Consider the following 21,210-nt stretch of genomic DNA (forward strand, 5'->3'; position numbering starts at 1 on the left):
CGCGATGAACCTTTTTTATTGACGAAAAGCAAAACTCTGTTCGAAATTTAGTCTCATTTTTTCAAACTCATACTTGCCTCTAAGACCCTAAAAACACAATCAATTATTCTGTGGTTAGGGATGATTATTTGAAGGGGCAACCAATGCCAAAGATGAGTGCGAATACACTGGTCAAGTTACTGGTGTGTTTTTTGATTCCGCTCGGTGTTTTAATGATGCCGATTGATGCTATACCAATAGACGACCTCACGTTAATTCAGCACCGTCTACTGGCGATTTTCCTTCTCGCTGCGCTGCTATGGGTTTTAGAGCCTGTCCCCGTTTTTGCCACTTCAATTCTTATCATCGCACTGGAATTGATCATGATATCGGATAAAGGCTTACACTTATTTCGTAACCCACCAGCGGGGCATGATTTGGGGGACTTGATCGCTTACACGGACATCTTCTCCGCTTTCTCTTCTCCTATCATCATCCTTTTCATGGGGGGCTTCGCACTCGCTATTGCTGCCTCTAAATACGAGCTTGATAACAACCTTGCTCGTGTACTGCTAAAGCCGTTTGGCACTCAGCCTAAGTTCATCATGCTGGGCTTAATGCTGATTACCGCCGTGTTCTCGATGTTCATGTCTAATACGGCGACCACTGTCATGATGCTCGCATTATTAGGCCCAATTGTAGCATCGGCACCGAAAGGCGATTTAGGCATTAAAGCCCTCGTATTGTGCATTCCAATTGCCGCGAATACTGGTGGTATTGCAACGCCAATCGGTACACCGCCCAACGCGATTGCCTTGCAATACTTAACCGGAGAAAACAGCATCGACTTCCTATCTTGGATGATGATGGGATTACCTTTCGTCTTGGTGCAACTAACGCTGGCCTGGTTCTTATTACAAAAGCTCTTCCCTTCTAGTGAACCAGAGATGAAGCTGCGTCTGGATGGAAAGTTCAAGAAGAGTTGGCGTGCGATCGTGGTTTACGTCACCTTCGCCATGACTATCCTGCTGTGGATGACGACTAAAGTGCATGGCATGAATACGTATGTGGTCGCCATTATTCCACTCGCGGTATTCACTTTAACGGGCATCATGGGCAAAGAAGAACTTAAGCTAATAAACTGGGATGTGCTGTGGTTGGTTGCCGGTGGTATCGCCATTGGTATTGCCCTAGACAAAACTGGCTTGGCAGAAGCGCTAGCTCACGCCATTGACTATGAGTCCCTTTCTCCATTCTCTGTCGTCATCGCACTATCGATTGTGTGTTGGTTAATGGCGAACTTTATGTCCAATACCGCGACAGCGAACTTACTGATGCCAATCGCAGCCGCCATTGGCGCCTCCATGCCAAGTCTTGTTGCTATCGGTGGTTTGCAAGGGCTATTAGTTGTGGTCGCTTTCTCTGCTTCACTCGGTATGATTTTGCCCGTCTCTACACCACCAAATTCTCTCGCCTACTCTACTGGTTTAATTGAGAGTAAAGACATGGCGAAAGTCGGTTTAATCATCGGGGTGATTGGGCTCTTTATCGTTTATGGTGCGGTACTTATTATCTTTTGATCATCACACTCTGCGGTAGTGCAATCTGCCGCAGAGTCCCCTGCTCTTTCCCCACAGGCCCAACAACATTCAAATTAACTCTTATTTCACCACAATAAATTCATACCTATAAACAATATGTTGAATAAAAATTACACTATTTAGCTTAAGTTTATCGGCTATATGTCGATAAATTATCTGCAGCCTTTCATGTAACTTTCCGTGCTTGAATCGTCTCATACCCATTGGTGTCACCACTTGTGACGTTGATCTTTTTGTCTGTTTTATGAAGGTAAGGCAATGAGAAATACAATTAAGTTAAAAATCCAGATTGCGATTGCAGTCATTATCGCCATTGTTAGTGGCGTTCAAGCTTGGGTTTCCGTCAATCAATTGCGCGAAGAAACCACGTCTACTCTTAACCGAGAAATTCAAAATATTTCTCAATCAACCAACCGTTACATTAGTGACTGGCTCTCGATTCGTAGCGATATGATGCTGGCGAACGAAGATATTATTGCAAGCTCTGACGATGCAGACCGAGAGATGCTACTTACCAAGCGTGCCGGTAAGTTCTTATCGGTTTATGCTGGATTTTCTGATGGTTCTATCGCGTATGGCGATAAAAGTGAATCATGGCCAGCCGATTACGACCCTCGAACTCGCCCTTGGTATCAAGATGCGATGAGTAAGTCAGGCCTAATTATTACAGAGCCATACCAAGACTTTGATGGCAGCATTGTTGTCAGCTTCGCTAAAGCATTCAACCAAAGCAATCGTGGTGTTCTTGCCGCAGACTTAGCAGTAACCGATATCATCAAAGAAGTACTGAATATCCAATTGGATAATGATGGCTTTGCATTTTTGGTGGATGGCAATAACAACTTAGTGGCTTACAAAGATGAGAAATTAAGTCAAAAACCACTGACTGAACTTAACCCTACATTAACGCACAGCGTGATGATGAATCTCGCAGGCGATGCAAAGTTAGATACCATTCAATGGCCAAATCAGGGTGATAAGCTAATTTACGTAGCCAACGTACCCAATACCGACTGGTCTTTAGGAATCGTGCAAGACAAGCAAATGGCGTTTGCTTCTGTCTCTGAGCAGGTAACATTCACCGCGATTGCCTCTATCGTGTTGTACTTGATTATTGCAGCGATCAGCACTTACATCATCACGCGCTTACTCCAACCACTTCAAACGCTCTCAGATGCCCTTTCTGAGCTATCGCAAGGAGAGGGAGACTTAACCCAACGCATCAAGATTGAACGCATGGATGAGATTGGCGAACTTGCAACGCATGTAAACCAATTCCTCGCACAAATGCAAACCATGCTAAAAGGCATCGTTGAAAACAGTGAGCAACTATCGGCGCAAGCGAATCAAGCGAATGAACTGTCAGCGATGGCGGCAGGTCGCGTTGAGCATCAGCAGAACGATGTTAACCAAATTGCCACAGCGATTCATGAGATGTCAGCAACCGCAGCAGAAGTCGCAAGCCATGCAGAATTGACTGCCAGCGCTTCACAAAACTCTGCATCAGCTTGTATGGATGGACAAAATGTTATCCAGAAGAACCGTGAAGCGATTGTCGAGTTAGCAGAACAAGTCAGTGATGCCGCCAACGTGATTTCTGAGTTGGAAGCGAATACGCAAAGCATCAACCAAATCCTATCGACCATCCAAGGCATTGCAGAGCAAACCAACTTGTTGGCACTCAATGCCGCAATTGAAGCCGCGCGTGCTGGTGAACAAGGTCGTGGCTTTGCCGTGGTTGCTGATGAAGTACGAGTATTGAGCCAACGCACTCATGGGTCAACGGAAGAAATCCGCACCATGATCGAAACACTGCAAAACAACACCAAACTGGCAGTCAATAGCATGCAAACCAGCACCAGTTTGGCGGATACCAGCGTGGATTATGCTCAGCAGGCGCACGATAGCCTAACCAGCATCACCAACTCCATCACTGAGATCAACGACATGGCAATGCAAATCGCAAGCGCAGCAGAAGAGCAACGTGCGGTGAGCGAAGACATCAGCCGCAACACACAAGGCATTAAAGACGATGCCGACATGATTGCCGAACAATCGCTTAAGAGCAGTGAAGGCGCACGCCAGATGTACGATACCGCCAATACGATGCGTGAGAACATCAGTCGCTTTAAAGTGTAACGCGCCCTCAAAAGCAGCTCAACGAGCTGCTTTTTTATTAGCGATAAGATGCTCTTTTACATATCTATAAATTGATGCATATTAGAGCCTTACCCTGCTCTACAAGGATGTCTCGCAATCATGGGTTATGAATGGCTGGCGCTATGCGCTGCTTTCCTATGGGCTGTTTCTAGCTTAATTTCTGTTGTTCCCGCTCAGCATCTTGGTGCGTTTGCCTATAGCCGATGGCGTATGGGCTGTACCGCGGTAATCCTCTCCACGATGGCGTGGATAACGGGTGGTTGGCTGAGTGTCTCGGCGGAACACATTACGCCGATGATGGCGTCCGGTTTGATTGGTATCTTTATTGGCGATACCGCGTTGTTCGCTTGTTTGAACCGCATGGGGCCACGCCAAGCAGGTTTACTGTTTTCTTGTCACGCCGTCTTCTCTGCCATTTTAGGTTACTTTCTATTTAGCGAAAGCATGACTGGTATGGAGCTGATTGGAGCCGCCTTAGTTTTTAGCGGTGTCGTCATGGCTATTTTCTACGGCCGACGCGGACAAGCCAGTAACACGCTAGAAGAGATCAAAGGCAACGTTTGGATTGGCGTCGGACTCGGTTTAACTGCCGCTATGTGTCAGGCTCTGGGCGGTATTATTGCTAAACCTGTCATGCAAACCAGTGTCGATCCAGTCGCCGCTTCTGCGATTCGTATGATCAGTGCCTTCGTCGCGCATTGCGCGCTTTGGTTGATTGGCGCGAAGGTAGCCCGTGCGACTCAAACTATCACCTGGAAAGTTTTTGGCATCACTGCATTAAACGGTTTCTTGGCCATGGCAGTAGGTATGACGTTGATTCTCTATGCCCTACGTGAGGGAAATGTCGGGATGGTGGCTCTGCTTTCTTCAACAACACCAATCATGTTACTGCCGCTGTTGTGGGTTTACACCAAGAAACGTCCAAATCGCTTTGCCTGGTTTGGCGCGGCCTTAGCCGTGATTGGTACTGGTATCTTAGTACAATAGAGCAGGTTCAATTAGGGCCTGTTGAGCTTAGTAACTCACCGCCTTATCAAACACAGAATCGCAGACACAAAAAAGCCCGAGTCGAACTCGGGCTTTTATCATTCTGAATCTTAGTTAATTACTTAACTAGGATTTGACCAGACATTTCTGCAGGAATTTCTAGACCCGCTAGAGAAAGCATGGTTGGTGCAAGGTCAGACAGTTTACCGCCTTCTTTGAACTCAACCGCTTTGTCACCTACGTAGATTAGAGGTACAGGTAGGTTAGTGTGTGCAGTGTGAATGCCGCCCGTTGTTGGGTCAATCATCATTTCCGCGTTACCGTGGTCCGCAGTGATCAGTAGCTGACCGCCAACTTCTTTGATTGCTTCAACCACTTTACCTACGCTTTCATCTAGTGCTTCGATAGCTTGCTCAGCCGCTTCGTAAACGCCAGTGTGACCAACCATATCTGCGTTAGGGTAGTTACAAATGATAGTGTCGAATTTGCCAGATTTGATCGCTGCAACCATTTTCTCAGTTAGCTCTGGAGAGCTCATCTCTGGTTGCATGTCGTAAGTTGCTACTTTTGGAGAAGCAACAAGTTGACGCTCTTCACCTTCAAATTCATTCTCAACACCACCGTTGAAGAAGAATGTAACGTGTGCGTATTTCTCTGTTTCAGAAATACGTAGCTGAGTTTGACCTTGCTTAGATAGCCACTCACCGTACGTGTTTTCTAGAGACGCAGGTGGGAAAGCAATAGCTAGCGGGATATCAGCTGCGTATTGAGTCAGCATCACGAAGTTGATCGCTGGGAACGCCGCACGCTCGAAGCCATCAAATGCAGGAACGAATGCACGAGTGATTTGACGTGCACGGTCAGCACGGTAGTTCATGAAGATAACAGCGTCGCCATCTTGCATGATTGCATCTTCTTGGCCTTCAGCTTTGATCGCTGTAGCTTTAACAAACTCGTCGTTTTCTTCACGAGCGTAAGCCGCTTCTAGACCAGCAACTGCTGTTTCTGCTGTGAACTCAGCTTTTGCTTGAGTCAGAAGATCGTATGCAACTTGAACGCGATCCCAGTTGTTGTCACGGTCCATTGCGTAGTAACGACCTACGAGAGAAGCAACACGGCCTTTACCTAGTTTCGCAAATAGGTCTTGGAAACGTTGTAGTGAGTTTTCAGCACTGCGTGGTGGCGTGTCACGGCCGTCTAGGAAGCAGTGTAGGTAAATTTTCTCAGCGCCACGAGCGGCTGCCATTTCAACTGCTGCGTAGATGTGATCTTCGTGAGAGTGAACACCACCTGGAGACATAAGGCCCATTAGGTGTACCGCTTTACCAGCTTCAACTGCAGAATCGATAGCTTCGACTAACGCAGCTGTCTCAGCAAACTCACCATCAGCGATAGACTTAGTGATACGAGTTAGATCTTGGTATACAACGCGACCTGCACCGATGTTGGTATGACCAACTTCTGAGTTACCCATTTGACCATCAGGAAGACCAACGTCCATACCTGAAGCAGAGATTAGAGTGTTAGGGTTATTCGCAATCAGTGCATCCATTACTGGTGTTTTAGCATTTGCAATTGCGTTACTTGCTGTGTCTTCACGGTAACCGTAACCGTCAAGGATAACTAGAGCCAATGGCTTCTTAGCAGACATAGTGATGACCTCATCAAATTTAAGTAACTTTCGGCGTAGAGCTTCATTGCTCCATCTAACCTTGAAACAAAACTAGCGTAATTTTACTACACTTTTTAACCAAAACTGTAGGTTAAGATCAAATAATGTTTGCGATTTATTGTTGCTATCTTACAAGTTAGCAAGCAATCCGACCTAGTCAGCAAACGTGTTTCACAAGCATAGTCACTTTCAAGATGCTTTGTACGACCACCGAAATACTTTGGTGAAAAACTTTTTGTTGATAACTATTTTGCGCTTTTCAATGTAGAAGTGAAGTCAATTACACCAATTAGATTGATAGGAAGAAGTGATACTAAGATTGCACGAATAGCACATTAGAAAAGGCTTGAGGCAAGCGCGTAGATCTCAATTATTCGTTAGAAAATTTTAACCCTCTCGCCTAAGGCGACTAACCCCGCTATACTCCTGCTTTATTTTTCCGCCAACATTGCAAGAGCTCAAGACATGCAAGAGTACATTGATTTTTTCCAACAGAACATGATTCTATCTTTGGTTTGGGTAGGTCTTCTTGTCGCATTCATCATGAACATCGTGAAGTCAGCGACAGCCGCATACAAAGAGATTAACGTAAACCAACTGACTCACCTAATGAACCGTGAAAACGGCGTTGTGGTCGATATCCGCTCTAAAGATGAGTTCAAACAAGGCCATATCACCGACGCACTTCACATTTTACCGTCAGATATCAAAGCTGGTAACTTTGGTAGCCTTGAAAACCGTAAATCAGACCCAATCATTGTGGTATGCAAGACAGGCCAAACTGCTCAAGAAAGTGCAAACCTACTAGCTAAAGCAGGCTTCGAAAACGTAAGCCTACTGAAAAATGGCTTGATTGCATGGAGCGAAGCGAACCTACCGCTAGTACGTGGTAAAAAATAAGGTTCGCGGTAAAAATCCAATTTTGCCAAGCCTCGTTTATATAAACTGAGCAAATAGAAAGCAGTTGAAGCACTAAGTTGTGACGCTTTGCACGTAATACGCGCTTCATCTAGTCAATGTAGATTTGCTCAGTTAGTCTCAGGACAAACCATATTTCTGGGTTTAGATCGTTCTAGGCTCAACAAATGTTTATTAAGGATTTAAAAATGGCTGAAGCAGCACCACAAGACGCACAACAAAACTTCGCAATTCAACGCATCTTCCTAAAAGACGTTTCTTTTGAAGCGCCTAACTCTCCAGTAATGTTCCAAAAAGAGTGGAACCCAGACGTTAAACTAGACCTAGACACTCAAAGCCGTGAGCTTGGTGAAGGCGTTTACGAAGTAGTTCTACGTCTAACAGTTACTGTAAAGAACGAAGAAGAAACAGCGTTCCTATGTGAAGTTCAACAAGGTGGTATCTTCACAGCTGAGCAAATGGAAGCAGGCCAACTAGCACATTGCCTAGGCGCATTCTGCCCGAACATCCTATTCCCTTACGCTCGTGAAACTATCTCAAGCCTAGTGGTTAAAGGTACGTTCCCTCAACTGAACCTAGCGCCAGTTAACTTCGACGCGCTGTTCATGAACTACCTACAACAGCAAGCTCAACAAGGCGAAGCTGAAGCGTAATTCACGTTTTGTAAGTGACGTGTCATAGTAGATTCTAATTCGACACGGCATATACCTTAAGAAAATGCACAACGCGTCTAACCAGTGATGCAATGTGCATTTTTTATTTCTGAAAGATCCTAGTTCCTAGCCGCTAGAGAGCGTAAAATCTGGCGATTATGAACTAGATTCTATTAGTAGAAAGACAATTAGGCGGTAGCATGACACAAGCAAATACCAACAATGCTTACGGTAAAGACATCGCAATGACGGTGATTGGCGCAGGTTCATACGGCACTTCTTTGGCGATTTCCCTTGCTCGCAACGGTGCGAACGTGGTTCTTTGGGGTCATGAGCCAACACACATGGCTCGCCTTGAGGCAGCTCGTGCCAACCATGAATTCTTACCTGGTATTGATTTCCCTGAGAGCTTGATTATTGAATCGGATTTAGAAAAAGCCGTTCAAGCAAGCCGTGACTTGTTAGTCGTCGTTCCTAGCCATGTCTTTGGCATCGTACTGAATAGCTGCAAGCCTTTCCTACGTGAAGATTCTCGTATTTGCTGGGCAACCAAAGGCCTAGAACCAGAAACAGGTCGTCTACTTAAAGAAGTGGCTTTCGACATTATTGGTGAGAGTTACTCTCTCGCGGTACTTTCAGGTCCTACTTTCGCAAAAGAACTTGCGATGGGCATGCCAACAGCCATCTCCGTTGCCTCTCCAGACTCAGATTTCGTTGCTGATCTGCAAGAAAAAATCCATTGCAGTAAAACTTTCCGTGTTTACGCAAACAACGACTTCATCGGCATGCAACTTGGCGGCGCCGTGAAAAACGTTATCGCCATTGGTGCAGGTATGTCTGACGGCATTGGTTTTGGTGCGAACGCACGTACGGCACTCATCACGCGTGGCCTTGCGGAAATGAGCCGCCTTGGCGCTGCACTGGGCGCACAACCAGAGACCTTTATGGGCATGGCTGGTTTGGGTGATCTTGTATTGACTTGTACCGATAACCAATCACGTAACCGCCGTTTTGGTTTGGCACTAGGTAAAGGTAAAGATGTCGACACCGCTCAAGAAGAGATCGGCCAAGTGGTGGAAGGCTACCGTAACACGAAGGAAGTGTGGATGCTTTCTCAACGCATGGACGTTGAAATGCCAATTGTTGACCAAATTTATCAAGTATTGTATCAAGGGAAGGATGCACGCCTGGCAGCGCAAGATTTACTTGCTCGTGACAAAAAAGCCGAAGGAAAGTAGCACTCTACGCCCCTTTGCACCTCATCTGAGAAGAATAGAAGTTGTCGGGTCACGGAAGAACCACTCAGGACATTGAGAATGAAACACTGCGAAAAACAAAAAGTCTGGGACAAAATTGTCTCAGAAGCCCGTGAGATGTCAGAGCAAGAGCCCATGTTGGCGAGCTTTTACCATGCGACTATCATCAAGCATGAAAGCTTGTGTGCTGCGTTAAGCTACATTCTGGCAAACAAATTGAACACCGCTTCCATGCCTGCAATGGCAGTACGTGAAGTGGTTGAAGAAGCCTTCGCGGCCGATCCAACCATCACGGACGGCGCGGCCTGCGATATTTGTGCAACGGTGAATCGTGACCCCGCGGTTTCGATGTACTCAATGCCACTGCTTTATCTAAAGGGCTATCATGCTCTGCAAGGCTACCGCGTAGCAAACTGGCTCTGGAAGCAAGGGCGTCACGCACTTGCGACTTATCTACAAAACCAGATCTCTGTGGCATGTCAGGTGGATATTCACCCTGCGGCACGCATCGGTAGTGGTATCATGCTAGACCATGCGACAGGCATCGTGATCGGTGAAACGGCAGTCGTAGAAAACGATGTGTCTATTTTGCAGGATGTCACCCTTGGTGGTACTGGCAAAGAATGCGGTGACCGTCACCCGAAAATTCGCGAAGGCGTCATGATCGGCGCCGGTGCAAAAATTCTTGGCAATATCGAAGTAGGTGAAGGCGCGAAAATTGGCTCTTGCTCTGTGGTATTGCAAGCAGTGCCACCGCACACAACTGTGGCGGGAGTGCCTGCGAAAATTGTTGGTCGTCCAAAAACGGACAAACCTTCTCTCGATATGGATCAAGGCTTTAATGGCAAATCGCAAAGCTTTATCCACGGGGATGGTATTTAATCGTCATTTAATCTTTTGACAATAATGTGGTAGGTAACTCTCAAGTGCGAAAACAAAATCACCCAGTGCTACGCTCGGCTATTTTATTAACTTGTGCTTTATCTGCCACATATCCCATCACCTCTTCCGCTGCTAGCCAGCAAGAGCTGAAAGGCGTTTCCAGCGAAATTAACCGCCAGCGTAAGTCACTCACCTCTCAAGAAAAACAACTGAACGATCTACAAAAGTCGCTAAAAAACCAAGAGCTTGGTATTTCTAAATTAGAAAGAGAAATCAAGCAAACCAAAGCAGACTTAGCGCAGGCTGATCAAAACATTAATAAGTTAGAAGAGAAGATTGCTCTGCAAGAAGGTCAGCGTCAGGCGCAGGAAGAAGAGCTAAAGCAGCTGCTTCAGACCTACTACGTGACAGAAAGAGCCAAAGCCAATGGTCACCTTTTGAATCAAGGTGTAGAAGAAGATCGCATTAGTCAGTACTTCCAGCATTTGGCAAAAGCACGGGCAAAAGTGATTGATGACATCACCAAGACCACGCAGGAGTTGGCACATAATAAGAACCAACTCGAGCTCGAAAAAGCACAAATTGAAACCCTGCTCAAACAGCAATCCGAAAAACGTTCTTCGTTGGCAAATACCCAGTCGAAACGTAAAGGGACACTGAGCAAGATTCAAAAAAGCATCAAAGACGACAAGCGTTACCTTTCTGAACTACAACGCAACGAAACCCGTCTAAAAGCCGAGATCGCGAAAGCCGCGAAACGTAACGCAGTGCCGATGGATGGTATTGCGAAACAGCGCGGTAAATTGCCATGGCCATTAAAAGGTCGCGTCCTACATAACTTTGGCACAAGACAAACCGGCCAAGTAAACTGGAAAGGCATGGTGCTCTCAGCTAATTATGGCCAGCAAGTGAAGGCGGTTTACCCAGGTACCGTTGTATTTGCGGAGTACTTACGTGGTTATGGTCTAGTCGTTTTGCTTGACCATGGTAAGGGCGATATGACGCTTTATGGCTACAACCAAGCGTTAACTAAGAAAGAAGGCGATAAGGTGACAGCAGGTGAAGTCATTGCACTCGCGGGGGATACTGGTGGTCAAGACCGTGCCTCGCTCTACTTCGAGATCCGCCGTAACAGTGAAGCGCAAAACCCGAAATCTTGGCTGAAACGTTAACTACTCAACTTATTGTTTCGCAATAAAAAAGGAGCCACTCGGCTCCTTTTTTGTATGTATATTTGGGAAAGCGCTATGCGTAATAGGTCTCTACCGCATCAATAAAGGCACTTACATCATCTTTACTTAACGCATTAATACCCGCAGCCGCTTCTCTTCCACCACCAGTTGGGAACTGCCCACACACAGCCACGGCACCTTGCTTGTTATTCAACGGAGCACGAAGAGAAACCGTGTATGTGCCATCTGTATTTTCAGTTAATACCGCATGCGCAGAGTCTGGATTTTGGTTCGCAAGCCAGTTGCCATAAACACCACTAATTCGGCGTGATGCTGCATTATTCGGTAGTTCAAACAGCTTGAGCTTTGAGCTTTCGTGAGTTGCAGGGACAGCTAGTGCCGCATCCATATCTTGCTGATAAGCCGATTGTAATTGGTAGTAAGGTGACGCTTTATCTTCAATAGCATCAAATGGAGAGGTGTAGTGAAGAAGTGCACGATACAAATCCGCCGGATGGAAGTGAAGATCATCAACTTTCGAGCCGTAGCCATTGTAGTTAATCAGTGTACCTAGCTCTTTTAACTGCGCTTTTTGCTCTTCATTGAGTTTGATTTTGTCCGCCAACGTATCCGCTTTAGCAATCAAGTTATCACCATAAGCAGCGGTGATCGCCCATGTATGAAAACGGCCATCAAGCAGTTTATCGACAATCAAAGCGGTACACATATTAGCATCAAGATCGATGTGCGCATCTAAGTTACCATGTTGAGGAATCTCACCCGCTTTGTGGTGATCAGCGTAAAACACATGTGCGCCTTGAGCCAATGCTTGCTCTAGACCTACCATGTTCTTTTCCATTGAAATGTCTAATACCGTCAGCTCATCGCCAGCTTGCAGATCGACCTTTTCCACCAGCTTAATATCACGTTTAACACCAGTCACCAACTTAGCTTCGATGGGATCCGCCAAACGCAATTGCAACAATGCGATGATGCCATCGGCATCGCCATTAAAAATGTCGTAGTTCATTGAACGATAGTTCCTTTATCGAGAGTCATATCCCAACAGATAATTGGGGGGTGTATGAATCCTATTGTGCGAAATGAGCACAGCAAGTCAACTCAAGGGAGGGACTGAAAATGAGAGCTGCGCTCTAAACCTTAAGCATTGAGCCATACTCTCATTTTCTAATGTTAATAAGGAGGGAAAATAGTACTAACTGTGTAGTGTGCTTAAAGCCTCTTCGAGTAGCAGTAACTGCTCCATACCTTGCTCTGTCGCAACAGGCTTCACCACATTTAGCATTTGTAGCATGCCTTGTTTTACCATTGTTTCGGTGATTTCTGTTTTTGGAGACATCGCTGATTGATACGCTAGCCAGCTACACGCAATCAAATGCAGAGTACAAACCAAAGGCTTCAATTGTGTTTGGTCAACGTTCAACAACTTCAACGACACAAACTCTTGCATGATGGCAATCAGGTTCGCTTGAAGCTTTTCCTGAACATCAATGTACTCATCATGCAGCTTTTCATCGCGCGATAAGATTTCCGGTAAGTTTGCGTAAAAGAAACGGTACTTCCACATTAGCGTAAAAATGGAATCTAGGTAGCTTTTCAGCATGGTCAGGCTCTCTTGAGAACCTTGAATTGGAGTGAATCTTTCTAGCAACTCCGCAGAGTAAAGTGCGAAGATCTCACGCACGATTTCTTGCTTATTACGAAAGTGGTAGTAAAGGTTGCCTGGGCTAATTTCAATATGGTCAGCAATGTGATTGGTTGTGATATTGCGCTCACCATGTTGGTTAAACAACTCCAGTGCGGCATAGACAATTTTGTCGCGCGTTTTCATGGTTATCGTATTCCCTCTTCATTAACGAATTGAGTATAACGACTTCACCAACCTAGGTCGATAGAGGCTCCAAATACGGTAACATAGCAGACCAGTTACGATACCAATGGTGTTTGCAATCAGATCATGCCATGACGTTTGTCGACCCACATACCCTTGCAGAACTTCAATCACGGCACTAAATAACAAAATACTCACTGCTATCGTCCAACGCTGACGCCACTTTGAAACACAAAAGCAACCTAAGAAACCAAAACCACTGTACGCCATCGCATGCTGCATCTTATCCAAGTACGCAATGTCACCCCAATCTTGCAACTCACCCGAACTCAAAGAAAGATAAGCAATGAGGGCGGCATAGCTCAGTAGAACGAAACGGGCAGCGATTAGGTTCATCATCAATCCTTAAGCAATTGGGAATGGGAAAGCGGTCACTTGATCAATATGGTCGCAACCTAATGCCAACATAATCAAACGATCAATGCCTAATGCCACACCAGCACAATCTGGCAAGCCCGCCTCTAATGCACCAATAAGATGGAAATCGATAGGTTGTGGCTTCAAGCCCATTTCTAGACGCTTAGCGTTATCTTGTTCGAAACGTGCTAATTGCTCTTTCGGGTTATCGAGTTCATGGAAGCCGTTCGCAAGCTCAATACCTTTGAAGTACACCTCAAAGCGATCCGCGACACGGGTATCTTGTGGGTTAATCTTTGCCAGCGCGGCTTGTGAAGCTGGGAAGTCATAAACAAACGCAGGGACTTGCTGACCAATCTTGGCTTCCACACCGATGCTGAACAACAGTTGCAGCAAGGTATCACGATCTTCTTCTGGCTCTGCAATGTCACTCAAACCCAGCTTTGCCGCGACTGCTTTTAGCTCTTGCATCGAGCCTTCTAATGGGCACGCACCAAGTACGTTTATAAAAGCTTGCTGGTAAGTCATTCGCTCAGCAGCGCCGCACTTCAATACCAGTTGTAGCAGGTCATCCATTTCGTCCATCAGCTTATGATGATCAAAACCAATACGGTACCACTCCAACATGGTGAATTCAGGGTTGTGGTGACGACCATTCTCTTCATTACGAAAAGCTTTGTTGATTTGGTAAATACAACCACTGCCCGCAGCCAGTAGGCGCTTCATATGGAATTCAGGACTGGTCATAAAGAACAGTTTGCTGCCACCGGCATAGCCTGGTCCTACAAATTCAGTCTGGAAGGTATGCAAATGAATGTCTGTCACCGTCGCGTGACTCATCGCTGGCGTGTCGACTTCCATCACCTGTCGCTCGGCGAAGAATTGACGAATAGCGGTAATCAACATCGCACGTTGACGTAGTTGTTCCATAGAAGCGGTAGGTTGCCAGTTCGTTTGCATAACAAAACTCTTAAAAGGTTGATGAGCAGGAAAAATAGCAATTTTGGCATGATTTGCCTAGTTCAGCGAGGGGGGAATCGGCTCCAATTTTTGCCGCCCAAACGCGAATAAAAATCGATTAAAACTGAAGCAAGCATTTGACGTTCCACAGTACAAAAAACACTCACAACTTACCCTATTATCAATGAGGGTAATGTCGCGCAACAGTCATGTAACATTGACAGCGATTACGTTTGTGCACCAAACGTTTCGTGCCGTGATAGCAGTCACATAACCTAGAATTTCTATGCTCACATGTGCATTACCGGAGAAAAACCCCAAATACATCAATTTTTCTGCCATAAGCCTCCCCTACACTAACCCTACTACTTTTGAGGGATTGCCTTAAAACGGTGCCCTCACACTCACAATAACAAGCGGATTTCCGCAATCACACACTGGAGGATAACTGTGCAAATTATCACCACAGATATCGCAGTCATCGGCGCAGGCGGCGCTGGTCTTCGTACTGCTATTGCAGCGGCTGAAGCAAACCCGGACTTAGAAGTAGCACTTATTTCTAAAGTTTACCCAATGCGCTCCCACACGGTTGCTGCAGAAGGTGGCTCAGCAGCAGTTATCAAGGATGAAGATAGCTTAGACAATCACTTCAACGATACCGTTGGCGGTGGTGACTGGCTATGTGAACAGGACGTTGTTGAATACTTTGTAGAGAACGCGACTCGCGAAATGATCCAAATGGAGCAATGGGGTTGCCCATGGAGTCGTAAAGAGAACGGTGAAGTCAACGTACGCCGCTTTGGCGGTATGAAGGTTGAACGTACTTGGTTCGCTGCAGATAAAACTGGCTTCCACATGCTTCACACGCTATTCCAGACGTCAATGAAGTACGACAACATCAAACGCTTTGATGAGTACTTTGTTGTCGATTTGCTTGTTGATGAAGGTGAAGTACAAGGTCTGATTGCAATCCACATGTCTGAAGGTGAGTTGGTTACGATTAAAGCGAAATCGGTTGTGTTAGCAACAGGTGGTGCTGGTCGTGTTTATCACTGTAACACCAACGGCGGTATCGTAACGGGCGACGGCATGGCGATGGCTTACCGTCACGGCGTTCCTCTACGTGATATGGAATTCGTTCAATACCACCCAACAGGTCTTCCTGGCACAGGTATCCTGATGACCGAAGGTTGTCGTGGTGAAGGCGGTATCATCGTTAACAAAGATGGTTACCGTTACCTGCAAGATTACGGCATGGGCCCAGAAACCCCAGTGGGCGAGCCGAAAAACAAATACATGGAACTGGGTCCTCGTGACAAAGTTTCTCAAGCGTTCTGGCATGAACAGCAGAAAGGCAACACCATCAAACACCCTCTTGGTGACGTGGTGCACCTAGACCTTCGCCACCTTGGTGAAGAATACCTACAAGAGCGTTTACCGTTCATCTGTGAACTAGCGAAAGCTTATGTGAACGTAGACCCTGCAAAAGAGCCAATTCCAATTCGTCCTACGGTTCACTACACCATGGGTGGCATTGAAACCAACGGCGAATGTGAAACTCGCATTAAAGGTCTATTCGCGGTTGGCGAATGTGCATCAGTTGGTCTTCACGGCGCAAACCGTCTAGGTTCTAACTCGCTGGCTGAGTTCGTTGTATTCGGTCGCGTTGCGGGTGAACAAGCGGTGAAACGCGCAGCAGAATTCAAAGGCTGGAACGAAGAGTCTATCGCGACTCAAGTGAAAGCAGTTGAAGACCGCATTGCTGCTCTGATGAACCAAGAAGGCGAAGAAAACTGGGCAGATATCCGTACTGAAATGGGTCACACCATGGAAGCAGGTTGTGGTATCTACCGCCAAGAAGATTTGATGCAAGCAACGATTGATAAGATCACTGAACTTAAAGCTCGTTACAAACAGATCAGCATCAAAGATAAAGGCAAAGTGTTCAACACTGATCTTTTATACGCAATCGAAGTTGGTTACGGCCTAGAAGTCGCAGAAGCGATGGTTCACTCTGCCATCCTACGTAAAGAATCTCGTGGTGCGCACCAGCGTCTAGACGATGGTTGTACTGAACGTGACGATGTGAACTTCCTGAAACACTCACTTGCTTTCTTCAAAGAAGATGCAGCACCAAGTATTGACTACAGCGGCGTGAAGATCACTAAGTCTCAGCCTAAAGCACGTCTATACGGTGAAGCAGCAGAGAAAGCAGCAGCAGCAGAAAAAGCCGCTGAAGCAGAAGCGAAGAGCGCAGAGGAGCAAGCATAATGTCAGCAAACCGCATTCAAAAAGTAGACATTCTGCGTTACGACCCTGAGAAGGACGCGGAACCATACACGCAAACATTCGAAGTCCCATTTGATGAAACCATGTCCGTACTTGATGCACTTGGCTACATCAAAGATCACCTAGATAAAGATCTGTCTTACCGCTGGTCTTGTCGTATGGCGATCTGTGGTTCTTGCGGCATCATGGTAAACAACGTGCCTAAGCTCGCTTGTAAGAGCTTCCTACGTGATTACCCGAATGGCGTGACTATCGAACCACTAGCAAACTTCCCAATCGAGAAAGACTTGATCGTTGATATGACGCCGTTCATCGAGCGCCTAGAAGCAATCAAACCTTACATCATTGGTAACGATCGCAAGCCAGAAGACGGCACAAACCTGCAAACGCCAGAGCAAATGGCGAAGTACAAACAGTTTGCTGGTTGTATCAACTGTGGTCTTTGCTACGCGGCATGTCCTCAGTTCGGTTTGAACCCTGAGTTCATCGGTCCGGCGGCACTAACACTGGCACACCGTTACAACCTAGATAGCCGTGACAACGGTAAAGCTGAGCGCATGAAGCTGATCAATGGTGAAAACGGCGCTTGGGGCTGTACCTTTGTAGGTTACTGTTCTGAAGTTTGTCCGAAGAGCGTCGATCCAGCAGCGGCAGTAAACCAAGGCAAAGTGGAGTCTTCTATGGACTTCGTGATTGCGATGTTGAAACCTGATGGTTCACCAAAGAAAGTGGAGGCATAAGGATGAGCAACCGTAAACCTTACGTTCGTGAAATAAAACGCACATGGTGGAAGAACCATCCTTTCTACCGCTTCTACATGGTACGTGAAGCAACTGTGCTTCCTCTGATCCTATTCACTATCTTCCTGACTTTCGGTCTAGGTTCATTAGTAAAAGGCCCAGAAGCTTGGCAAGGTTGGTTAGAGTTCATGGCAAACCCTATCGTAGTAGCAATCAACATTGTTGCTCTACTAGGCAGTTTGTTCCATGCACAAACCTTCTTCAGCATGATGCCACAAGTAATGCCAATTCGTTTGAAAGGCAAACCAGTGGATAAGAAAATCATCGTTCTGACTCAGTGGGCCGCAGTTGCGTTCATCTCACTGATCGTTCTCATCGTGGTGTAAGGAGCTTTAGTAATGAAACCGAATTATAGTGTTAACACAGCCCCGAAGCGTTCTGATGAGCCAATCTGGTGGGGTCTATTTGGTGCCGGTGGTACTTGGTTTGCGATGATCACACCGATTACCGTGCTGGTTATGGGCATCTTGGTACCGCTTGGCGTGATTGATGCAGAAGCAATGAGTTACGAACGCGTATCTGAATTCGCAACCAGCATCATCGGTGCGCTATTCATCATAGGTACGCTAGCATTGCCAATGTGGCATGCGATGCACCGTCTACACCACGGCATGCACGACCTTAAGTTCCACACAGGCTTGATTGGTAAAATCGCATGTTACGCGTTTGCAGGTTTAATCACTGCGCTGGCCGTTGTCTTTATCTTTATGATTTAAGACGCTGACGAAAATGAAAAAGCTGGCAACTCGCCAGCTTTTTTATTGCCTGTTATTTATGTTTTCTCAACGAGTGCAGATCAATACAACCGCTATTCAATAAAGGTCGCGATGTCATCCAAAGATTTTTTGTGCATCGCATGTTCCGGAATGGTCGCATCCTCTTCCGGATAACCGGTCACAATCAACATATATGGACGATCGACATCATTGTCTCGCCCGCAAATCTTACTTAAGAAACTCATTGGTTTTGGTGTATGAGTCAGCGTACCCAAACCGGCGTTATGCAATGCTTGAAGCAAAAAACCTGTGGCAATCCCTACCGACTCGTGCACATAGTAATTGGTTTGCTCTCCATCATTGCTCGTGCCACCTTTCTTTTGTGAAAACACCGCAATCAACCACGGTGCTTTTTCTAGATAAGGCTTACTGGCATTGGTACCGAGTGGCTTCAGTGCATCTAACCATTCTTGCCCTGCTCTCCCTTCATAGAAAGACTGTTCTAGTTCTTCAGCGGCTTGGCGGATCTGCCCTTTCACTTCCGCACTATTAATCGCAACAAAATGCCAAGGCTGATGATTTGCACCACTCGGAGCTGTACCTGCTGCTCGAATGCAGTGCTCAATCACTTCTTTCGCCACAGGACGATCAGAGAAGCTACGAATGGAATGACGGCGCTGAAGTTGCTCAAGATTCTGTACAGCTCTTGCTGCCATTTCTTGCGGAGAGTATTCCACAAAATCATTGAGTGGGTGATGTTGCTCTTGAGTCGACATAGTGCTTCCTTGCGCTTGTTGGGTGTCGATTTACTATAGCCACAAATTTCACCATCTGCGTTTTTATCTTCATAAAATCAATGTGATATTGAGATAAAGCGCAAATATTCAGCCGTGTTTCACCAACAAAAAAGAGAGGCTGATAACACGTATCAGCCTCTGCATTACTCTGATTTGTACAGCTACCAGAGCTTTGGGTTACCTATGATCTTTTTGCTTTTTAAGCTTTTGACCACCCATGATCTTATTACTGTTTTATCTTCTTACTTGGTTCATTAAGCCGCAGTACTAAAGCCAATCACCGCCCTTTCTCGGCTGATGAGCTATCACGTTTGTTGTTGGTATCTATCACGCTAGAGCTTGAAGCTGTTAGGATAAAACAACAGATAATAAAAAAGGCCGCCGAAGCGACCTTTTCAATCAGAAAGTCTGAGGTGAATTACTTCACACGACCTACATATTCAGCAGTACGAGTGTCAACTTTGATCACTTCGCCAATTGCGATGAATAGTGGTACACGTACTACAGCGCCAGTTGATAGTGTTGCTGGCTTACCACCTGTACCTTGAGTGTCACCTTTTAGACCTGGGTCTGTGTCAGTAACTTCTAGTTCAACGAAGTTTGGTGGAGTAACTGTGATTGGGTTACCGTTCCAAAGCGTGATCATACAAGTGTTGTTTTCTACCAACCACTTAGCGTTGTCACCAACCGCTTTCGCGTCTGCAGCGATCTGCTCGAAAGTTTCGTTGTTCATAAAGTGGTAGAATTCGCCGTCTGAATATAGATAATCTAGGTCGATATCCATTACGTCTGCCACTTCACAAGTGTCACCAGACTTGAATGTTTTCTCTAGCACTTTACCAGAAAGAAGTTTACGAATTTTAACGCGGTTGAACGCTTGGCCTTTACCTGGTTTAACGTATTCGTTTTCCAGAATTACACAAGGCTCGTTATCAAGCATTAACTTAAGGCCGCCTTTAAATTCATTGGTGCTAACTGTAGCCATTTTTTCCTCTTACATTCTTAGAGCTAAATTCAATGCCGCACATAATAACCCGAAAAGTCGAATCTGTTGAGCAAAACTGGCTCAAACAGTTAGCGAATGGGATCTCTGATCCTGCAAAGTTGCTGGAAAGTTTGGAAATTGATCCTTCGCCGTGGCAAGACGGGTTTGCTGCGCGCAAGCTGTTTGCACAGCGTGTACCGCAAAGTTTTGTCGATAGGATGGAAAAAGGCAATCCTTACGATCCACTTTTACGCCAAGTATTACCTTTGAACGAGGAGTTCGAGGTTCACGAAGGTTACTCCAATGATCCTCTGGAAGAGCAAGACAACGAAGTGCCTGGGCTGTTACACAAATACCGCAATCGCGCATTGATGATTGTAAAAGGTGGCTGTGCCGTGAACTGCCGTTATTGCTTCCGCCGTCATTTTCCTTATCAAGAGAACAAGAGCGGTAAACAAGCTTGGACTCAGTGCTTAGAATACATGGCGAAGCAGCCAGAACTGAATGAAGTTATCTTCTCAGGTGGTGATCCTCTGATGGCAAAAGACGATGAGATCCACTGGCTACTAGAACACATCGCACAAATCCCTCACATCAAGCGCCTGCGTATTCACAGCCGTTTACCTGTGGTAATCCCTGCACGTATTACTGATGAGTTGTGTCAGTTACTGCGAGCATCTCGCTTGCAAATCATCTTGGTAACGCATATCAACCACGCCAACGAGATCAATGCTGAATTTACTGCTCAAATGGCAAAACTGAAGCAATCCGGCGTTACTTTGCTTAACCAAGGCGTGCTATTAAAAGGCGTCAATGACAGCATAGAAGCACAAGTTACTCTCAATGAAGCCCTGTTTGACTCAGGAATATTACCTTATTACCTACACGTGTTAGATAAAGTCCAAGGCGCGGCACATTTCTTCGTCTCTGATGAAGAAGCAAAAGAAATCATGCGTGGCTTGATTACTCGCGTCTCGGGCTACCTAGTGCCTAAATTGACTCGTGAAATTGGCGGCCGACCAAGTAAAACGCCACTGGATCTGCATCTAGAGTAAGTTGCTTTCCGTATAAAGATTGTCGTTACGAGTAAAAGCTTTTGTTCGCTCAGGCGGTC

The 21,210-nt window shown here is 46.0% G+C and carries 20 protein-coding genes; 13 read left to right on the forward strand and 7 right to left on the reverse strand.

Translation table 11 applies throughout. The features are described 5' to 3' along the window. Positions 1-143: 143 nt before the first annotated feature. The 3 genes from BCT11_RS16540 to BCT11_RS16550 all read left to right on the forward strand — a co-directional run bounded on the left by BCT11_RS16540 (position 144) and on the right by BCT11_RS16550 (position 4,727). Positions 144-1,559: an SLC13 family permease gene (locus BCT11_RS16540; protein ID WP_038871033.1), complete on the forward strand. Its 1,416-nt coding sequence runs from the start codon at positions 144-146 to the stop codon at positions 1,557-1,559. Between the two features lie 279 nt (positions 1,560-1,838). Then, on the forward strand, positions 1,839-3,719 hold the full coding sequence (locus BCT11_RS16545) for a methyl-accepting chemotaxis protein (protein ID WP_102388771.1): 1,881 nt from the start codon (positions 1,839-1,841) through the stop codon (positions 3,717-3,719). A 120-nt stretch (positions 3,720-3,839) separates the two neighbouring features. Beyond that, positions 3,840-4,727 carry a DMT family transporter gene (locus BCT11_RS16550; protein WP_054824567.1) on the forward strand — a complete coding sequence of 296 codons (888 nt, stop codon included), beginning with the start codon at positions 3,840-3,842 and terminating at the stop codon, positions 4,725-4,727. Between the two features lie 118 nt (positions 4,728-4,845). On the opposite strand, the gene gpmM is transcribed toward BCT11_RS16550, so the two are convergent. After that, complete coding sequence (gene gpmM, locus BCT11_RS16555) at positions 4,846-6,378, reverse strand: 2,3-bisphosphoglycerate-independent phosphoglycerate mutase (protein ID WP_038871026.1); 1,533 nt, start codon at positions 6,376-6,378, stop codon at positions 4,846-4,848. A 486-nt stretch (positions 6,379-6,864) separates the two neighbouring features. Here gpmM and BCT11_RS16560 point away from each other — a divergent pair, with 486 nt between their 5' ends. The 5 genes from BCT11_RS16560 (at position 6,865) to BCT11_RS16580 (ending at position 11,280) form a co-directional block, all read left to right on the forward strand. Next, positions 6,865-7,299 (forward strand): rhodanese-like domain-containing protein, encoded by a 435-nt coding sequence (locus tag BCT11_RS16560; protein ID WP_038871024.1) that lies wholly within the window; start codon positions 6,865-6,867, stop codon positions 7,297-7,299. A 206-nt stretch (positions 7,300-7,505) separates the two neighbouring features. Continuing rightward, positions 7,506-7,970, forward strand: coding sequence for a protein-export chaperone SecB (gene secB / locus BCT11_RS16565; protein WP_005530940.1), 465 nt, complete (start codon positions 7,506-7,508; stop codon positions 7,968-7,970). A gap of 200 nt (positions 7,971-8,170) precedes the next feature. Next, a complete protein-coding gene (gene gpsA / locus BCT11_RS16570) occupies positions 8,171-9,208 on the forward strand; it encodes an NAD(P)H-dependent glycerol-3-phosphate dehydrogenase (protein WP_102388772.1) in 1,038 nt (345 codons plus the stop codon). A 78-nt stretch (positions 9,209-9,286) separates the two neighbouring features. Next, positions 9,287-10,108, forward strand: coding sequence for a serine O-acetyltransferase (gene cysE, locus BCT11_RS16575; protein ID WP_038881492.1), 822 nt, complete (start codon positions 9,287-9,289; stop codon positions 10,106-10,108). A gap of 26 nt (positions 10,109-10,134) precedes the next feature. After that, positions 10,135-11,280 carry a murein hydrolase activator EnvC gene (locus BCT11_RS16580; RefSeq protein ID WP_042602243.1) on the forward strand — a complete coding sequence of 382 codons (1,146 nt, stop codon included), beginning with the start codon at positions 10,135-10,137 and terminating at the stop codon, positions 11,278-11,280. Positions 11,281-11,353: 73 nt separating this feature from the next. Here the strand turns inward: BCT11_RS16580 and BCT11_RS16585 are convergent, their stop codons facing one another. The 4 genes from BCT11_RS16585 to epmA all read right to left on the reverse strand — a co-directional run bounded on the left by BCT11_RS16585 (position 11,354) and on the right by epmA (position 14,509). Beyond that, positions 11,354-12,310 carry an acetyltransferase gene (locus BCT11_RS16585; protein WP_102388773.1) on the reverse strand — a complete coding sequence of 319 codons (957 nt, stop codon included), beginning with the start codon at positions 12,308-12,310 and terminating at the stop codon, positions 11,354-11,356. Positions 12,311-12,496: 186 nt separating this feature from the next. Then, on the reverse strand, positions 12,497-13,132 hold the full coding sequence (locus BCT11_RS16590) for a TetR/AcrR family transcriptional regulator (RefSeq protein WP_038871017.1): 636 nt from the start codon (positions 13,130-13,132) through the stop codon (positions 12,497-12,499). Positions 13,133-13,153: 21 nt separating this feature from the next. Then, positions 13,154-13,528 (reverse strand): VanZ family protein, encoded by a 375-nt coding sequence (locus BCT11_RS16595; protein ID WP_042604426.1) that lies wholly within the window; start codon positions 13,526-13,528, stop codon positions 13,154-13,156. A 9-nt stretch (positions 13,529-13,537) separates the two neighbouring features. Further along, positions 13,538-14,509 (reverse strand): elongation factor P--(R)-beta-lysine ligase, encoded by a 972-nt coding sequence (gene epmA, locus BCT11_RS16600; RefSeq protein WP_102388774.1) that lies wholly within the window; start codon positions 14,507-14,509, stop codon positions 13,538-13,540. A gap of 450 nt (positions 14,510-14,959) precedes the next feature. On the opposite strand from epmA, the gene frdA reads away from it, so the two are divergent. From frdA to frdD, 4 genes are read left to right on the forward strand one after another with little or no spacing between them, the layout of a single operon-like run. After that, positions 14,960-16,780, forward strand: a complete 1,821-nt coding sequence (gene frdA, locus BCT11_RS16605; protein WP_038871011.1) for a fumarate reductase (quinol) flavoprotein subunit — start codon at positions 14,960-14,962, stop codon at positions 16,778-16,780. Further along, on the forward strand, positions 16,780-17,538 hold the full coding sequence (locus BCT11_RS16610; RefSeq protein WP_038871009.1) for a succinate dehydrogenase/fumarate reductase iron-sulfur subunit: 759 nt from the start codon (positions 16,780-16,782) through the stop codon (positions 17,536-17,538). The genes frdA and BCT11_RS16610 overlap by 1 nt, the downstream gene beginning before the upstream one ends. A 2-nt stretch (positions 17,539-17,540) precedes the next feature. Beyond that, positions 17,541-17,924: a fumarate reductase subunit FrdC gene (frdC, locus tag BCT11_RS16615; RefSeq protein WP_038871007.1), complete on the forward strand. Its 384-nt coding sequence runs from the start codon at positions 17,541-17,543 to the stop codon at positions 17,922-17,924. Positions 17,925-17,936: 12 nt separating this feature from the next. Beyond that, positions 17,937-18,314, forward strand: a complete 378-nt coding sequence (gene frdD, locus BCT11_RS16620; protein ID WP_038871005.1) for a fumarate reductase subunit FrdD — start codon at positions 17,937-17,939, stop codon at positions 18,312-18,314. A 92-nt stretch (positions 18,315-18,406) separates the two neighbouring features. Here frdD and BCT11_RS16625 read toward each other — a convergent pair whose 3' ends face one another. After that, positions 18,407-19,090 carry a nitroreductase family protein gene (locus BCT11_RS16625; RefSeq protein ID WP_039974255.1) on the reverse strand — a complete coding sequence of 228 codons (684 nt, stop codon included), beginning with the start codon at positions 19,088-19,090 and terminating at the stop codon, positions 18,407-18,409. 439 nt (positions 19,091-19,529) lie between these two features. Next, positions 19,530-20,096: an elongation factor P gene (efp, locus tag BCT11_RS16630; protein ID WP_005425036.1), complete on the reverse strand. Its 567-nt coding sequence runs from the start codon at positions 20,094-20,096 to the stop codon at positions 19,530-19,532. 32 nt (positions 20,097-20,128) lie between these two features. Between efp and epmB the strand changes: the two genes are divergently transcribed. Beyond that, positions 20,129-21,151 carry an EF-P beta-lysylation protein EpmB gene (gene epmB / locus BCT11_RS16635; protein WP_102388775.1) on the forward strand — a complete coding sequence of 341 codons (1,023 nt, stop codon included), beginning with the start codon at positions 20,129-20,131 and terminating at the stop codon, positions 21,149-21,151. Positions 21,152-21,210: the final 59 nt, after the last annotated feature.

The sequence above is a fragment of the Vibrio sp. 10N.222.52.B12 genome, assembly GCF_002875385.1.
Taxonomy (GTDB): Bacteria; Pseudomonadota; Gammaproteobacteria; order Enterobacterales; family Vibrionaceae; genus Vibrio; species Vibrio jasicida.

What these genes read in the sequence shown, in the direction of transcription:
- epmB (WP_102388775.1), top strand. Translation starts at nt 20,129, where the DNA reads ATGCCGCACATAATAACCCGAAAAGTCGAATCTGTTGAGCAAAACTGG.
- cysE (WP_038881492.1), top strand. Translation starts at nt 9,287, where the DNA reads ATGAAACACTGCGAAAAACAAAAAGTCTGGGACAAAATTGTCTCAGAA.
- BCT11_RS16610 (WP_038871009.1), top strand. Translation starts at nt 16,780, where the DNA reads ATGTCAGCAAACCGCATTCAAAAAGTAGACATTCTGCGTTACGACCCT.
- BCT11_RS16590 (WP_038871017.1), bottom strand. Translation starts at nt 13,132, where the DNA reads ATGAAAACGCGCGACAAAATTGTCTATGCCGCACTGGAGTTGTTTAAC.
- efp (WP_005425036.1), bottom strand. Translation starts at nt 20,096, where the DNA reads ATGGCTACAGTTAGCACCAATGAATTTAAAGGCGGCCTTAAGTTAATG.
- BCT11_RS16585 (WP_102388773.1), bottom strand. Translation starts at nt 12,310, where the DNA reads ATGAACTACGACATTTTTAATGGCGATGCCGATGGCATCATCGCATTG.
- BCT11_RS16625 (WP_039974255.1), bottom strand. Translation starts at nt 19,090, where the DNA reads ATGTCGACTCAAGAGCAACATCACCCACTCAATGATTTTGTGGAATAC.
- secB (WP_005530940.1), top strand. Translation starts at nt 7,506, where the DNA reads ATGGCTGAAGCAGCACCACAAGACGCACAACAAAACTTCGCAATTCAA.
- BCT11_RS16595 (WP_042604426.1), bottom strand. Translation starts at nt 13,528, where the DNA reads ATGAACCTAATCGCTGCCCGTTTCGTTCTACTGAGCTATGCCGCCCTC.
- gpsA (WP_102388772.1), top strand. Translation starts at nt 8,171, where the DNA reads ATGACACAAGCAAATACCAACAATGCTTACGGTAAAGACATCGCAATG.
- gpmM (WP_038871026.1), bottom strand. Translation starts at nt 6,378, where the DNA reads ATGTCTGCTAAGAAGCCATTGGCTCTAGTTATCCTTGACGGTTACGGT.
- epmA (WP_102388774.1), bottom strand. Translation starts at nt 14,509, where the DNA reads ATGCAAACGAACTGGCAACCTACCGCTTCTATGGAACAACTACGTCAA.
- BCT11_RS16550 (WP_054824567.1), top strand. Translation starts at nt 3,840, where the DNA reads ATGGGTTATGAATGGCTGGCGCTATGCGCTGCTTTCCTATGGGCTGTT.
- BCT11_RS16545 (WP_102388771.1), top strand. Translation starts at nt 1,839, where the DNA reads ATGAGAAATACAATTAAGTTAAAAATCCAGATTGCGATTGCAGTCATT.
- frdD (WP_038871005.1), top strand. Translation starts at nt 17,937, where the DNA reads ATGAAACCGAATTATAGTGTTAACACAGCCCCGAAGCGTTCTGATGAG.
- BCT11_RS16560 (WP_038871024.1), top strand. Translation starts at nt 6,865, where the DNA reads ATGCAAGAGTACATTGATTTTTTCCAACAGAACATGATTCTATCTTTG.
- BCT11_RS16540 (WP_038871033.1), top strand. Translation starts at nt 144, where the DNA reads ATGCCAAAGATGAGTGCGAATACACTGGTCAAGTTACTGGTGTGTTTT.
- frdC (WP_038871007.1), top strand. Translation starts at nt 17,541, where the DNA reads ATGAGCAACCGTAAACCTTACGTTCGTGAAATAAAACGCACATGGTGG.